The organism is Thermoflexus sp. (assembly GCF_034432235.1).
Lineage (GTDB): Bacteria > Chloroflexota > Anaerolineae > Thermoflexales > Thermoflexaceae > Thermoflexus.
In genome coordinates this window covers 26667-40800 of the sequence record NZ_DAOUCJ010000026.1, presented here as the reverse complement: position 1 = coordinate 40800, position 14134 = coordinate 26667, and the positions used below count along the sequence as shown (strand labels likewise).

Below are 14134 nucleotides of genomic sequence, written 5' to 3'. Positions count from 1 at the left end.
AGACGGAGGAGCGGGACGGGATCCTGATCCTGAACGCGCCGCCCTTTAACCGTCCGTGGCCCTATCTGCATCCGGATGGGGCGCTGATCCGGGATGGGGAGGGCCGGACCTGGCGGACGGGGGTGATCGTGCGGGGGAACATCCCCTGGCTGTATCTCCCCCTGGCCGTGCGGGAAGGCCAGGGCGCCGTAACCCGGTGAGCCGGAGGGTTGGCGATGAAGCGCCATTCCATTCGGAATGCCTTCGTAAACCTCACCCGGCTATGGATAAACGAGCACCTTTAATGCCTCATAGGCCCGCATGGCCTGATAGCCCCGCGGGGTTTCCTCCAGCGGCAGCCGGTGGGTGATCAGGCGCTCCACGGGCAGGCCTTCCGCGAGCAGGCGCAGCGCCTCTTGCATATCCGGCGGGCCGGCGGAGTAACTGGGGATCACCCGGATCTCCCGAAAATACAGCGTGTGGACGTCCACCGGCCAGCGGGCCTCCGGGGGCGTCGGCGTGAACAGCAACAGGGTTCCTCCAGAGGCGACAAGGGACCACCCCAGGTCGATCGCTTCCACGGATCCGGGGCCGACCACGACCAGATCGGCCCCCAGCCTCTCGCTCTCCGCGCGGATCCGCTCGGCCGCCCCGGAAGCGGAGACCGGGGCGAGCCCGAGCTGCGCCCCGATCTCCAGGCGGGCGGGGATGCGATCGATCCCCCAGACCCGCTCCGCGCCCCAGCGGAGCGCCACTATCCCGTGCAGCAACCCCATCACCCCTAGCCCGATCACCGCCACTCGATCCCCGGCGCGCAATCCGGCCCGCCGCAGGGCCTTCACCACCGTCGCCAGGGGCTCCGTGAACGCCGCGACCTCATCGGAAACATGCGGCGGGATCGGGAGGAGATCCCGTTCCACGATCGGAGGCGGGACGATCGCATACATGCTCAGCCCGCCCGGGATCAGGCGGGTGGACCGCCAGGTCGGGCAGTGCACGTAATCGCCCCGCTGGCAGAATCGGCAGGCCCCGCATGGCGCATGGTGGTGCACCACCACCCGCTCCCCACCCTGGAAGGAGGTCACCCCCGGCCCTACTTCCACCACCTCTCCAACCAGCTCGTGGCCGGGGGTGAGGGGCGCCTTCCGGGCCATATACCAGTCCATGATCTCCCCCGGGCACAGGCCGCAGACCCGGATCCGCACCAGCACTTCCCCTTCGGCGAGGGGCCGCAGAGGCACATCCGCGATGCGGAGATCCTCCCGGCCGTGATAGATCACCGCCCGGGTATAAGCGATCATCCTTCCTCCTCCGATGGCTTCCTCTGAAGCAGCGCCTTATTCGGGATCACACACAGGAACCCGAAAGGCTCCTCGCCGATGTTCTCAAACTGATGGAGCTCCATGGGCGGGATATAGAGCACATCGCCCGCCTGAACCTCCACGATCTCCGAACCCAGGCGGGCGCGAGCGTGCCCCCGCAGGACCACCACGCCGTGGTCGTGAGGATGGACGTCGAGGCTGGAACGGCATCCGGGAGGAAGCTCAAAATAGCGGAGGACGAAATAGCGAGCGTGCTCCCGGGGGCCGATCAGCACCCGCCGGGATCCACACACTCCTCCTGGTCCGGTGTAAGGGACCACGGGCACGCCCTCCCAGTCCCATCCCTCGGGCTTCCGCCGATGCACGATCCCCATGGGGAGGCCGCCTCCTGTCTTCACCTATTTTTGCGGTGCCTCCAGAAAAGCTTGAGGCCGGCGCCAAACCAGCGCCCACAAGCCGAAATAGACGGCCAGATACGCCAGCGCCAGGATCAAGCGTGGAAGATCGGTGCGATAGCCGCTCAGGAACCAGAAGATCTCCAGGATCGGCCAGGAGAGTGTCTTGAAGCCAGCCGCCATCGCGGTCACTGTCTGACCGGCCGGCACCTGCGCTCCGACCGGATGTGCGATCTGAGTCACCACGGGGGCTGTATCAGTGGCCACCAGCAACATCAAGGGGATGAAAACCAGCACTCCATTCAGAACCCCACGGAAGATGTTGCCCCGGGACGGCGCCACAGCCCAGATGAGCAGGAAGACGAATACTGAGAGATCCGCAAAGGGGAGCACCCGATTCCCTGGAAGCAACGCGGCGATGGGAAGCGCCAGCGGGATCAGGATCAGTGCGGTCGCCACGATGGCGGGGAAACCGGTCACGATGGCGGCGTCGAGCCCAATATACAGCTCGCGCCCGGGGAATCGACGGGTCATGAAGGCTCGCACGCTATCCGAGATGGGAATCAGCCCTTCCATCAGCAAAGCGATCATCCGGGGCATCAGCTCCATGAAGGCAGCGGTGGTAATCCCCAATTTGAGGATCGCAGCCGCATCTTCTGCTGTCATCCCAGGCTTCAAATAAGCCAGGATACCGATCAACAACCCAATGATCAACCCCACAATGGCCGACTCCCCGAATATCCCTAACCGACGCTGGATGGTCTCCGGATCGATCGAGATCTCCTGGAGGCGGGGGATGCGTTCCCAGAGCGCGTCCAGCGCGAATCCGATCGGAGCCCAGATCACCGTATCGCCGTGGGGCAACGAAATACCCGGCATTTTGAAATAACCACTTAAAACCGGAGCCGTCCAGTCAGCCAGCTTGAAAAGAAAAGCGGCCTAGATCATCGCTCCCAGCAAGCCCAGCAACACATTCTGACTCACCGCCCAAATCATCGAGAACACATAAGCCATGGACCAATAATTCCAGAGATCAACATCCAGAGTTTTGGTAAATCCGATCAAAATCAACACCAGGTTCCACACGAAAATAACAATAAAAACCGTGAATGCGAAAGGGGTTCCAAAACTGATCGCTGCCAGAACAGGCCAGCCGATATCCGGGATATCTAAAGGCAGGGCAAACCGCTTGGACATCGCCTGAACAGCGGGGGAAAGCCCGTTGATCAGCATGCCCAGCACCAGGAAGAGGCCGGTGAAGCCGATCCCCACGCGCAGACCGGCTCGGAAACTCCGCCCGGGTGAAGCCCCGAAGAGGAGGCCGAGCAGGAACAGGATGATCGGCATCATCACCGCGACTCCCGCGGTCTGGACGATCCAGCTCATCAGCGCATTGATCCACTGAGCAAGTCCACCCATAACTTCCTCCCGATCGTCGAGATGGATGACTGGAACCTCCACCAGAGGCACAGCGAACGGCCGGCCTCGCGTGTCCGTTCAGGGGAGTGGAGGATGGAGCCCCCACTCCCCTGCTTTTTCGCAGACGAAACCCCTCAGGCCTCGGCCGGTGCCCCGGCGGCCACCTCCCAGGCCTTCGGATTCCGCTGGTATAGGAAGAGGGCTGCTGCCAGGAGGATCAGCAGGATCAGAAGCCCCACCACCCCTGCCAGCCGCACGGCGCTCACAAAGACGAATGGCGGCCAGAGGAAGCCATCGGCGATGCTGGTGATCCGCACCGCACCCTCCGGCATCTTAAAGCCTGAGGCCACCGCTGCCGCAGTGAACAGATCCGCCATCCCGGTGGCGATGTAAAAGCCCACCGCGAGGGTGAGGGTGCCGGCGATGATCATCCGGAAGATGTTCCCCCGCATCAATGGGGCAAACATCGCCACCACAAAGGGGATTACGGCGAGGTCGGCAAAGAGGATCACGCGGTTGCCGGGCAGGATAGCACTGAGCAGGATGGCCACCGGCACCAGCACCAGCGCCGTCGAGATGGCCGCCGGGTGACCGATGAGGATGGCCGAATCCAGACCGATGTAGATCTCCCGTCCCCCCGCTCGCCGTTGCATAAAGTCCCGCGCTGCCTCTGAGACCGGGATCAGGCCCTCCATCAGGATCTGGACCATCCGCGGCAAAAGCAGCATCACCGCTGCCAAGTTCATCGCCGTCTTGAGCACTTTCACCACTACTGTCTGCACGTCACCGGCGTTATAGAAGCCGAGGATCCCCAGCACCAGTCCGATGATCAGGCCCAGGATCACCGGCTCCCCCGCGACGCCCAGCCGGCGCCGGATCGCCTCCGGATCCGCCTGCACATCCCGTAAACCCGGGATGCGGTCGATGATCCAGTTGACCACGATGGCGATGGGCACCCCAGGAGCTGTGGTGAGATGAGGAATGGAGATCCCAGGCAGCCCATAGAAACGCTGAACCGCCGGTGCCGTCCAATCCGCGAAGAACAGGGCGAGTGCCGCAGCGATCGCCGCAGCCAGCAAGCCGAGCGGCAGGCTGCCCGTGGCCGCCACAACGAGAGATCCAATGAAAGCGAAATGCCAGTAGTTCCAAATGTCAATGTCCAGCGTCTTAGTGAGGCGAGCTGCCAGCATCAGGATGTTCACCAGGAGCGTCAGGGGGATCACCCAGAGGCCGACGGCGGAGCCGAAGGCGATCGCCGCGGCCGATGGCCACCCCACATCCACTACATCCCGCTGGATGCCCGTGTTCTTCACCATCGCCTGGGCGACCTCAGACAGGTTGGTCCACATCAGGCCGATGACCAGGTTGATCCCGATGAAGGCAATGCCGATGGTCACGCCGGCCCGGAAGGCACGCCCGGGTTGCGCGCCCAGGGCGACCGCAAACAGAAAGATGATGATCGGCAACGCGACCGTAGCCCCTAGATTGTCGATGATGGCCTTCAGGGTGCTCAGGAAGACTTCCATGGCTACCTCCTTTCTGGTGAGGGTCGAAATCATAAATCGAGATTTTGAGAATCCGCAGCCGTTTCCCTGCTGAACCTCGAAGACTGTGTATTTGCCCCGATCACCTCCTTCTCTTGAATCCACGCTGATGGGAAAAAACCACGCCCCTACCCCCCACGGACCGCGAAAACCCGGATAACACCCTGGCCTACCCAGAGCGGCGCAGGATCTCGGCGATCTGATCCAGCACCTGATCCTTCCCGATGCCTGTCAGGAAGGCCAGCGTCTGGATCACCGGGACCCCTATATCCGAGGGCACAGGGGTGGTGGTCACCACCAGATCGAAATCCTTCGCCAGCGCGGGGACCTCTGCCGCCTTGCACTGGCGGGTGATCACCGAGATGCCCCGCGCGGCCAGCCCCTCCTCGATCGCCTTGGCTACCACCGTGGAAGTAGCGATGGCCGTGCCGCACGCCACCAGCACACGCTTGGGTTGAGCCATAGGCACCTCCCCGTCTCAGCTCAGAAGATCCAACGCCTGGATCAGCTCCTCAGCAGTTCGAGCCTCATAAACCTGCCGAACACGCTGAGGCTCCTGGAAGAAAGCCGCCAGGCGCTGCAGCATCTCAATCTGGGAATGCGGCTCATCTAAGGCCATCAGGATCACGATGGAGACCGGCACCATTTCCTCGGGGTTCACCATATTGCGGAAAATCACCGGCCGTGCCAGGGTAGCGATCGCCAGGGCCGGCGAGATCACGTGCACGACATCGGCATGAGGGATCGCTACATGCAGATCCCCCGCCAGAGGAAGACCAGTGGGATGAGTCCGCTCCCGCTCCAGCACGGCTTCCACGAAAGACGGGCGGACAAACCCTTCCGCCTCGAGCCGGGCAGCCAGCTGACGGATCACCTCCTCCGCCGAGGAGGCTTCCATTCGCATGATCACCAGGCGCTCAGACAACGTCACTATCTGGGTCCCGGTAGACGACCCAGCTGAGGACTCCGCCATCCAACGTCCTCCTATCCCAGCATGATCCCCGGGCGTTCCAGAACCATCCGCAGGTCGTCCAGGAAGCGGGCGGCCTGGGCGCCGTCCACGATCCGGTGATCCGCCGTCAGGGTCAGAGTGGCCATCGGGCGCACCTCCACGCGATCCCCCTCGCCGACCGCCGGCCGCTTCGCCACCCGGCCCACGGCCAGGATGGCCGCCTGGGGCGGATTCAGGATCGCCGTGAACCGGTCCACGCCATACATCCCCAGGTTCGACAGGGTGAAGGTCCCTCCCAGCACATCCTCCGGGCGCAGATGTCCCTCCCGCGCCCGCTTCGCTTTCTCCTCCAGAACCTGCGCGATCTCCACCAGCCCTCGTCGATCGACATCGTGGATCACCGGGACCACCAGGCCCTCGGGCACAGCGACCGCCACGCCGATGTTTACGGCTTCCCATTCCAGGATTTCTTCCCCTTCCAGAGTCGCGTTGAGCGCCGGATGCCGCCGTAACGCCCAGGCGCAGGCCTTCACCAGCAAGGCCGTCAGGGTCACCCGGGGCCCGCCCTCCCGCTCCATCCACGTCGCCAGATCCTCCACCAGGGCCAGCGCCCGGCTCATCTCCACGTCCACGCTGACCGTGAACTGGGGCGCTTCCCGCACGCTTCGGAGCATCCGCTCCGCGATGGCCCGCCGCATCCCGGCCAGCGGCACCCGCCGACGGATCGCCGGAGGGGCGGGGGCTTCCGGCTCCGCAACCCGGCGCAAGGCCTCCGCCGCCCGCCGCACATCCTCCGACTGGATCCGACCTCCGGGCCCGGTCCCCCGCACCGTGTGCAGATCCACCCCCAGCTCCCGGGCCAGCCGCCGCGCCGCGGGGACCGCGGGGATCTTCCCTTCCGCTTCTACCGGAGCGCGCCCGGCTAAGTAAGCCTCCACATCCGCTTTGGTCACCCGTCCGCCTGGCCCGGTGCCGGCGATCGCATGGAGATCCACGCCATGGGCCCGGGCGATGCGCTCAGCCACCGGGGTCGCCCGGGGGACCTGGGGAACCGCCGGCGCGGAGGGCATGGGGGAAGGGGCTTCCCCAGCTTCGCCGGGCTGCAGAATGTAGGCGATGGGCTGGCCGATGGGCACCACCTCGCCAGGCCCCGCCCGGATCCCCACCAGGGTCCCGCTGGCCGGCGCCTCCACCTCCATGGCGACCTTATCGGTCTCCACCTCCAGGATGGGCTCGCCCTTCGCCACCGGCTCTCCCTCCTGTTTGAGCCAGCGGAGGATCTTCCCGCTCTCCTGAGCCATCTCGAACTTGGGCATGATCACCGGGACCGGCATGCGTTCCCAAGCCTCCTCCATCAGATCTCCAAGCGTGCCAGCCGCCGGGCCGCCTCGACGATATCTTCCACCTGGGGAACCGCCGCCCGCTCCAGGCGCGGATGATAGGGGATCGGGACATCCGCACCGCCCAGCCGCACAATGGGCGCCTCCAGATACGCGAAGGCTTCACTCTGGGCGATGGCGGCGGCCAGCTCCCCCCCGAAGCCGCCCAGCCGCGGCGCCTCGTGCACGATCAGCAGCCGGCCGGTCTTCCTCGCCGAGGCGATCACCGTCTCCGCATCATAGGGTTTCAGGGTGCGCAGATCGATCACCTCCGCCTCGATCCCTTCCGCCGCCAGCCGCTCTGCCGCCTCCAGAGCACGCAGCACCATTACGGAATAGGCCACAACGGTCACGTGGCGCCCGGGCCGCCGCACCGCTGCCCGTCCCAGAGGGACCACATACGGCTCCTCCGGAACCGGCCCGCGGGTTCGATAGAGCAGCTTGTGCTCCACGAAGATCACCGGGTTCTCATCGGCCAGGGCGGCCAGGAGCAGCCCTTTGGCATCGTAGGGCGTGGCGGGCGCCACCACTTTCAATCCGGGCACGTGCACAAACCACGCCTCCAGGCTCTCGGAGTGCTGAGCCGCCGCCCCTGTGCCGGAGCCTCCGGGGAGCCGCAGCACCAGCGGAACGCGGGCCTTCCCCCCGAACATGTAGCGGACCTTGGCGGCCTGGAGGACGGTCTGCTCCATCGCCAGGGTGACGAAATCCATGAACTGCATCTCCACGATCGGGCGCATGCCGGTGAGGGCGGCCCCCACCCCGGCCCCCACAATGGTGTTCTCGGAGATCGGCGTATCCCGCACCCGATCCGGCCCAAACCGCTCGATCAGCCCCTGGGTCACCCCGAAGGCCCCACCGTAGACCCCGATGTCCTCGCCTATCAGGAAGACCCGCTCGTCGGCAGCCATGGCCTGAGCCATCGCCTCCCGCAGCGCCTCCGCGTAAGAGAGCTCCCGCGTCCCCGGAGGGGGCTCCACGGCCGTTCCCGGCCCAAACGTCTGGCGGATCCAGAGGGGCGGCATATGGGGATCCTCGGCATAGACCCCTTCGGTCAGCTGGTCTACCCGGGGCTCAGGGTCCCCTTCTGCAATCCGCAGGGCCTCTTCAACGACCTGTCGGGCCTGCGCCTCGATCCCCGCCGCTTCGGCCTCCGAGAGCCATCCGTGAGCGATCAGCCAGGCGCGGAAGCGGGCGATCGGATCCCGGGCCATCCAGGCCTGCACCTCCTCTTTCGTGCGGTAGACCTGGCGGTCGCTCTTCGAATGCCCCTTATAGCGATAGGTGATCGCTTCGATGAGGGTGGGGCCTTCCCCACGCCGGGCCCGATCCACCGCCGTGCGCACCGCCCGGTAGACCGCCAGGACGTCCATGCCGTCCACCGTCTCGCCGGGGATGCCGTAGGCAGCCGCGCGGTCTGCCACCCGGGGCACTGCCATCGCCTTCCGGATCGGCACGGACATCGCGTATTGATTGTTCTCGCAAAGGAAGACCACAGGGAGCCGCCAGATGGCGGCCATGTTCAGGCCCTCATGGAAGTTGCCATGGTTGGCCGCCCCGTCGCCGAAGAAGCACAGCACCACCCGGTCCTGCCCCTGCATGCGGATGCTGAGCCCCGCGCCGACGGCGATCGGGATCCCGCCGGCGACGATGCCGTTGGCGCCCAGGTTCCCCCGCTCCAGATCCGCCAGGTGCATCGACCCGCCCCGTCCCCGGCAGACGCCTGTCTCCTTCCCCAGCAGCTCCGCCAGCATCGCCCGGATATCTTGCCCCTTCGCGATGGCATGGCCATGGCCGCGATGCGTGGAGGTGATATAGTCATCCGGACGGAGAGCGGCGATCGCCCCCACGGCCACCGCCTCCTGGCCAATGGACAGGTGCATGGTGCCGTGCATCTTCCCCGCGGCGTAGAGCTGCTCGACCGTCTCCTCAAAGGCCCGGATCAGATGCATCTGATAGAGCCATTCGATCAGGCGCTCCCGGGGGAGATCAAGGGCGACCTCCAGAGCGGAAACCGTCGGTGTGTCATGCATAGACCATCGCTCCCTCCAGAGTTAAGACAGCGGCAGCAGCTTCCGCATCGGTGACCAGCACATCGAGATAGCCGCCGCGCAACGCGGCCCGGATCGCGGGAGCCTTCGCGACGCCCCCGGCCACAGCGATCACCGTGGGGATCCGACGCAGCGCCTCGAGCTCCAGGCCGATCACCCGACGGTTCAGGGGATGATCCAGGAGGTTCCCCTCCGCGTCCAGGGCCCGGGCCAGCACATCCCCTACGGCCCCGGCGGCCCGAAGCGCCTCCAGATCGGATTCCGTCAGATAGCCGGCCCGCCGCAGGCTGGAGAGCCGGGGATCCACCGAGCCGATCCCGATCAGGGCCACATGGACCCTGCGGGCCAGATCCAGGGTCTCGGCGATCGCCCGCTCGCTTCGCAGGGCCTGGGCCACCGCTTCGCCCTCCACCAGCAGCGGCGCGTGGAGATGGCGGACCGGAGCGTTCAGCTTCTCCGCCAGCCAGCGGGCGAGCTCCGGACCATCGATCATGGGATCGCCGGCGCCCAGAGCGCCGATGATCTGAACCACCTGGGCCCGGCTCACGGGAAGCTCCGGCATCGCCCGCACCACCTCGTATACCGCCGTCCCCCAGCTCACCCCAATGCGGATCCCGGGGCGCAGCCGCTGTTGCAACGCCCGGGCCCCCAGCTCCCCCAGGCGGCGCAGGAGCGAACGGGGATCGGAAGGGGGATCCGCCAGAACCAGGGCTTCGCGAAGCGGGAAAGCGCCCTGAAGGGCTTTCGCGAGAAGGGGATCGGTCTTGAGGGGATGTCGAACCCGGATCTCCACCAGGCCCCGGGCCCGGGCTTCCTTGAGGTAACGCGAAACCATCGAACGCGAGCAGCCCAGCCGCCGGGCGATCGCCGCCTGATCCAGCCCCTCCTCGTAATACCAGGACGCAATCTCCGCCAGCCGCTCGTCGTCCATGGGGGCTCACAAATGTGAAAATGAGATCAACTTTTCAGAAACATTGTATGCATAAGAAAGCCTGCTGTCAAGGCACGAACAGGGGGTATACGAACACGCTGCACTTCTTATGGAAACAACCAGGGTGCGGACAGCGAGGCTGTCCGCACCCTGGTCCTGCCTGGAGCTCCCGCCCTCTATTCCCTGCTCGGTGTTTCTCCTGCGCGAGGGGCCACGGGGAGCCAGATATAAAATGTGCTTCCCGGGCATCGGGTTTCATCGTAGCCCGGGCTTTCCACCCAGATCCGCCCGCCGTGGGCCTCGATGATCCCTCGGGCGATGGGCAACCCCAGACCCGGTCCCGCGCCCTTAAACTTCACCGATCCGGTGGAGTGGAGCTCAATCGGCCCCACCCGATAGAACTTCTCAAAGATCAGCGCCTGATCCTCCGGATCGATCCCGATCCCCGTGTCCTGCACGGCGATCTCCACATACGCCGCCGATCCCTCCCCCTCTTCCGGGGGAACAGATCGAGCGCGGATGGTGATCGTCCCCCCATCGGGTGTGAACTTGATGGCGTTCTGCACGATGTGACGCAGGGCCTGCACCAGACGGGTCAAATCCCCGTAGATTACGGGGAGATCCTCCATGGGCTCGAGGATCAGCCGCTGGCGGCGTTCGGCGATCGCCCTTTCCAGAGGCTCCACCGCCATGCGGATCAGGGTGGGGATCTGGATGGAGATCGGATAGATCGAGAGGGCCTCCGCGTCGATCTGGGAGATATCCAGCATAGCGTTGACGATCTCTTCCAGACGGAGGGCCGAGCGGCGAAGCCCCTGAAGGATCCGCCCCAGGGTTTCATCCGCTTCCCCCTGCTCCCCCAGGGCCTCCGTTAGCAGATCCGCATACCCGCGGATATGGGTCAGAGGGGTGCGCAATTCGTGGGAAGCGATCTCAATGAAATGGGTCTTGGCCCGGTCCAGCTTCTCCAGGCGTCGCGCTGTCCGCGCCAGATCTTCATTCAGCTCCGCCAGGCGAAGATTCAAGCGCCGCAGGTCCTCCACCAGGCGGATGTTCTGCAACACCGCCGCCGTCTGCTCCGCGATCGAGGCCAGCAGATCCACCTCCGCCGAGGTGTAGGCGGCCACGCCGCCCCGCGCCCCCAGGGCGAGGCAGCCCAGCAGCACGGCCTGGGATCGGATGGGAACGAAGAGCTCCACCCCCAGGCTCTGTAACCAGCGTCGCTCCTCCTCGCTCGCCCCCCGGAAAGCCGCCCCGAAGTCGATCTGATATTGCGTGAGGGGCCGACCCTCCTGCCACGCCTGCAGGATCGGGCTGTCTGGAGCGAGGCGGCCCGGTTCCGAGGGGGCCTCCCCCAGGCCCGCGATCGCCCGGGCTTCCACCCCACCGCTGGGTTGATCTTCGAACAAAATCAGCCACCCCTGCCGAAGCCCGAAAGCCCCCTGCAACACGGCAAAAGCGGCCCGCGCGACCTGTTGCATGTCCAGCAGGTTGCTGATGGATTGGGCATACCCGCGGACCAGGGCGGCGGGATCCTCCACAGAGGGCAGGAGCTGGCGTCGGAGCCATTGCTGCAGCGGCCAGCCGAGGAGCATGGTCATCAGGGCCACCACCAGCGCAGCCAGGGCGATCTCGATCCCAGCGGGGATGAGCGCCAGATGGCCATCGCGGATCCATCGGAGCCCGGCCAGGACGCCTCCGATCAGACTGCCCTGCAGGATCCAGCCGAACATGAAAACGACAAGCGCCCGTCCGATGCGTTGCAGAGAGGGCAACTCGGAAAGCCGGGAGAGCACCCCGATGAGACCCATCCCTGCGGCCCGGATCCCCCACCCCAGCATGATCCAGTCCGCCCGGGGGGTCCACGCCAGACCCTCCCCCAGCGTGATCAGCAGGGCGCCCAGAAGCCCGTAAGCCAGCCGGTTCCGATGCAACGGCCGGGCGGTGCGCCGATACGTCCACCCGAGCTTTCCGAGGCCGACCGCTGTCCCGATCCCCCACAGGACCTCCCGGACCCCCCAGGAGGCCAGCGTCGGATCACCCGGCCATCGGGCGGCCAGCCACCAGGTCAGCAGGGGCCGCCCCGTCTCGGGGCGATAGGGAAGCACCGCGGCGATCAGCGCCATCCCCCCCGCCAGGCCGATCCCCACCCGCCCATAACGGGGGAGGGAACAACCCAGGAACGGCCAGATCCAGAGCCAGGCGGCAAAGGGGAGAAAAGAGAGGAGAAAGCCCGCGAGGTTCCAGGCCGTGAACCGCATCAGGGGAGGGGCTCCTTCCCAGACCGCGATCGCCCAACTTCCCTGCCACAGCAGGCCCAGGCCTTCATACAGCGCGATCCCCATCCCCGGGCCGATGCTTTGCCCGCTCAACCTCCCCCCGACCAGCAACCCGTAAACCCCGAGCAGCCCCAGGGCCAGGATCCCACCCAGCGGAATCCCACCAACGATCGGAAACGGCGGCGACCAGTTAACCATGTTGTTATCCCCAACCCGATTTGGGAAATCTTTGGGATAAAGCGGCGGAGAGGGCTCCCGGGGCGTTCCGCGCTTCGCAAAGATCCCTTCACTTGAGGATATAGTAGGTCCCGCGCTTCTCCCCGATCTTCAGGAGGATCCCGCGCCGGACCAGATCCGCCAGATCCAGCCGAAGCGTCTCAGGGGAGACCCCGGGGCACAGCTGCTGGTATTCCCGGTTGGTGATGCGCCCGTGCTCCCGGATGTATTGCAGCGCCTTCAGCTGGCGCTCGTTCATGGGGAGCTCCCCCACGGGAACCGGCGGGCGCTCCTGTCGATTATAGAGAATCACTGTAAAGGAATAGGGTTGGGCGATGAACTTCGGCTGGGGATGGCCGGCCCGCACCATCTCCTCGATCATCCGATCGATCCCGAGGCCCAGCTCCTCGATATATCCCCAATAGAACAACCCCGAGACGATCCGCGGGTTCCGGGAATAATGCTCGTCCACAATGTTATCCAGCGTGATATGCCCGGGTAACCCTCCCGGGCTGCTGACCTCCAGGCGATCGGCGAACTTCCGGATCTCGATCCGACGGCCCCGCAGCCGGTAATCCCGATGGCACACCGCGTTGACGATCGCCTCTCGCACCGCAAAGGGGGGATACTCGGGCCGCTCCTCGCGCTCCAGGCCTCGCACCACGGCCCCCACCTGCATCTCATCCCACACGATCTTCCACGCCTGCTCGACGACCCGAGCCAGCGGACCCCCGATCTCCTCCCGACGCGCATATCCCGGCAACCCCTCCTCGCCATGCGGGGTCGTCCCCGGATATTTGACGAACACCACGCCGCTCTGGGGGAGGAACCGCTGAGGCTGCTTGCCGAACAACAGGATCCCCGCCACCGTGGGCTGCCCCGAGGGGGTCAGGGCCCCGATCTCCACCAGCAGCTCCTCCACACCTCCGGCGATGGGCCGGCGCTGACGGGCTTCCCGCTTGGCGAGGTATTCCGCGATCATCGCTTCATCCAGATCCTCCCGGGTGGCACCCGGGACCACCTCCGCCTCATAGTCGCCGACGGATTTCATCGCCGCCAGCTGCTGGATCTCCCGCCCTTCCAGGGGTCGGTTCTCCGCTCCCCGTCGGATCAGGACCCGACCGTCGTCCAGACTGTGGAGCTCCGGGCTGCGGGGGACGTGAAGGAGGATGATGGTTCTTCCATCCGCCTCGTTCAGTTCCCATCGGATCTGGATGGGGGGGCGGCAGCGGAGCATGGCCTGCCGGAGGGCGTCCTCCACTTCCTCTGGATCCGCTCCGATCGCTTTGCCCTCCGCATCCACCCCGATCACCAGGACACCGCCGTCCGTGTTGGCGAAGGCCACGAGCGTTTCGGCGATCTCCTGAGGATCCGGATCGCTCAAAAACGCCTGCAACACCCCGGGCTTGCGGAAACCGTCCCGCATGGAGGGCACCCCTATGGCCTGAACGAGCGTCTATGATTATATTACGGGTTGCAGGCAGACTAATGCAGTCAGGCGGAGATCAGGAAGGAGAAAGGCTAGCTGTTCCCTCGCCTCTTCGCTTCGCCTGGCCCCTCCACTTCCCTGCTGGAGGTCATGCGATGGTGCCGGGTCCGGATCGGGTTATTGAATGTGCTCCGTGCAAGACCCTCATGCGCGTTCCTACGCTCCTATCGGGCAATAC

At 65.6% G+C, this 14134-nt stretch carries 11 protein-coding genes and 1 pseudogene; 1 reads left to right on the top strand and 11 read right to left on the bottom strand.

Translation table 11 applies throughout. From position 1 onward, the window contains the following. A partial coding sequence (locus VAE54_RS02780; RefSeq protein ID WP_322800407.1) for a hypothetical protein occupies positions 1 to 200 on the top strand: 200 nt, incomplete at its 5' end. A 60-nt stretch (positions 201 to 260) separates the two neighbouring features. On the opposite strand, the gene VAE54_RS02775 is transcribed toward VAE54_RS02780, so the two are convergent. From VAE54_RS02775 to VAE54_RS02725, 11 genes and pseudogenes are all read right to left on the bottom strand, one after another. Beyond that, positions 261 to 1280, bottom strand: coding sequence for an alcohol dehydrogenase catalytic domain-containing protein (locus VAE54_RS02775; protein WP_322800406.1), 1020 nt, complete (start codon positions 1278 to 1280; stop codon positions 261 to 263). Next, positions 1277 to 1675, bottom strand: coding sequence for a cupin domain-containing protein (locus VAE54_RS02770; protein WP_322800405.1), 399 nt, complete (start codon positions 1673 to 1675; stop codon positions 1277 to 1279). Before VAE54_RS02770 ends, VAE54_RS02775 begins: the two co-directional genes overlap by 4 nt. 24 nt (positions 1676 to 1699) lie before the next feature. After that, positions 1700 to 3046, bottom strand: a pseudogene (locus VAE54_RS02765) (PTS galactitol transporter subunit IIC). Between the two features lie 203 nt (positions 3047 to 3249). Continuing rightward, positions 3250 to 4641 (bottom strand): PTS galactitol transporter subunit IIC, encoded by a 1392-nt coding sequence (locus VAE54_RS02760; RefSeq protein ID WP_322800404.1) that lies wholly within the window; start codon positions 4639 to 4641, stop codon positions 3250 to 3252. A gap of 187 nt (positions 4642 to 4828) precedes the next feature. After that, positions 4829 to 5122, bottom strand: a complete 294-nt coding sequence (locus VAE54_RS02755) for a PTS sugar transporter subunit IIB (protein WP_322800403.1) — start codon at positions 5120 to 5122, stop codon at positions 4829 to 4831. Between the two features lie 15 nt (positions 5123 to 5137). Further along, positions 5138 to 5632: a PTS sugar transporter subunit IIA gene (locus tag VAE54_RS02750; protein WP_322800402.1), complete on the bottom strand. Its 495-nt coding sequence runs from the start codon at positions 5630 to 5632 to the stop codon at positions 5138 to 5140. Positions 5633 to 5643: 11 nt separating this feature from the next. Then, a complete protein-coding gene (locus tag VAE54_RS02745; RefSeq protein WP_322800401.1) occupies positions 5644 to 6966 on the bottom strand; it encodes a dihydrolipoamide acetyltransferase family protein in 1323 nt (440 codons plus the stop codon). After that, positions 6966 to 9023, bottom strand: coding sequence for a pyruvate dehydrogenase (acetyl-transferring) E1 component subunit alpha (pdhA, locus tag VAE54_RS02740; protein WP_322800400.1), 2058 nt, complete (start codon positions 9021 to 9023; stop codon positions 6966 to 6968). Before pdhA ends, VAE54_RS02745 begins: the two co-directional genes overlap by 1 nt. Continuing rightward, positions 9016 to 9972 (bottom strand): sugar-binding transcriptional regulator, encoded by a 957-nt coding sequence (locus VAE54_RS02735; protein WP_322800399.1) that lies wholly within the window; start codon positions 9970 to 9972, stop codon positions 9016 to 9018. The genes pdhA and VAE54_RS02735 overlap by 8 nt, the downstream gene beginning before the upstream one ends. A 176-nt stretch (positions 9973 to 10148) precedes the next feature. After that, complete coding sequence (locus tag VAE54_RS02730) at positions 10149 to 12449, bottom strand: GAF domain-containing sensor histidine kinase (RefSeq protein WP_322800398.1); 2301 nt, start codon at positions 12447 to 12449, stop codon at positions 10149 to 10151. An 88-nt stretch (positions 12450 to 12537) separates the two neighbouring features. Further along, positions 12538 to 13893, bottom strand: a complete 1356-nt coding sequence (locus VAE54_RS02725) for an ATP-binding protein (protein WP_322800397.1) — start codon at positions 13891 to 13893, stop codon at positions 12538 to 12540. Between the last annotated feature and the right edge of the window lie 241 nt (positions 13894 to 14134).

What these genes read in the sequence shown, in the direction of transcription:
- VAE54_RS02775 (WP_322800406.1), bottom strand. Translation starts at nt 1,280, where the DNA reads ATGATCGCTTATACCCGGGCGGTGATCTATCACGGCCGGGAGGATCTC.
- VAE54_RS02770 (WP_322800405.1), bottom strand. Translation starts at nt 1,675, where the DNA reads ATGGGGATCGTGCATCGGCGGAAGCCCGAGGGATGGGACTGGGAGGGC.
- VAE54_RS02760 (WP_322800404.1), bottom strand. Translation starts at nt 4,641, where the DNA reads ATGGAAGTCTTCCTGAGCACCCTGAAGGCCATCATCGACAATCTAGGG.
- VAE54_RS02755 (WP_322800403.1), bottom strand. Translation starts at nt 5,122, where the DNA reads ATGGCTCAACCCAAGCGTGTGCTGGTGGCGTGCGGCACGGCCATCGCT.
- VAE54_RS02750 (WP_322800402.1), bottom strand. Translation starts at nt 5,632, where the DNA reads ATGGCGGAGTCCTCAGCTGGGTCGTCTACCGGGACCCAGATAGTGACG.
- VAE54_RS02745 (WP_322800401.1), bottom strand. Translation starts at nt 6,966, where the DNA reads ATGGAGGAGGCTTGGGAACGCATGCCGGTCCCGGTGATCATGCCCAAG.
- pdhA (WP_322800400.1), bottom strand. Translation starts at nt 9,023, where the DNA reads ATGCATGACACACCGACGGTTTCCGCTCTGGAGGTCGCCCTTGATCTC.
- VAE54_RS02735 (WP_322800399.1), bottom strand. Translation starts at nt 9,972, where the DNA reads ATGGACGACGAGCGGCTGGCGGAGATTGCGTCCTGGTATTACGAGGAG.
- VAE54_RS02730 (WP_322800398.1), bottom strand. Translation starts at nt 12,449, where the DNA reads ATGGTTAACTGGTCGCCGCCGTTTCCGATCGTTGGTGGGATTCCGCTG.
- VAE54_RS02725 (WP_322800397.1), bottom strand. Translation starts at nt 13,893, where the DNA reads ATGCGGGACGGTTTCCGCAAGCCCGGGGTGTTGCAGGCGTTTTTGAGC.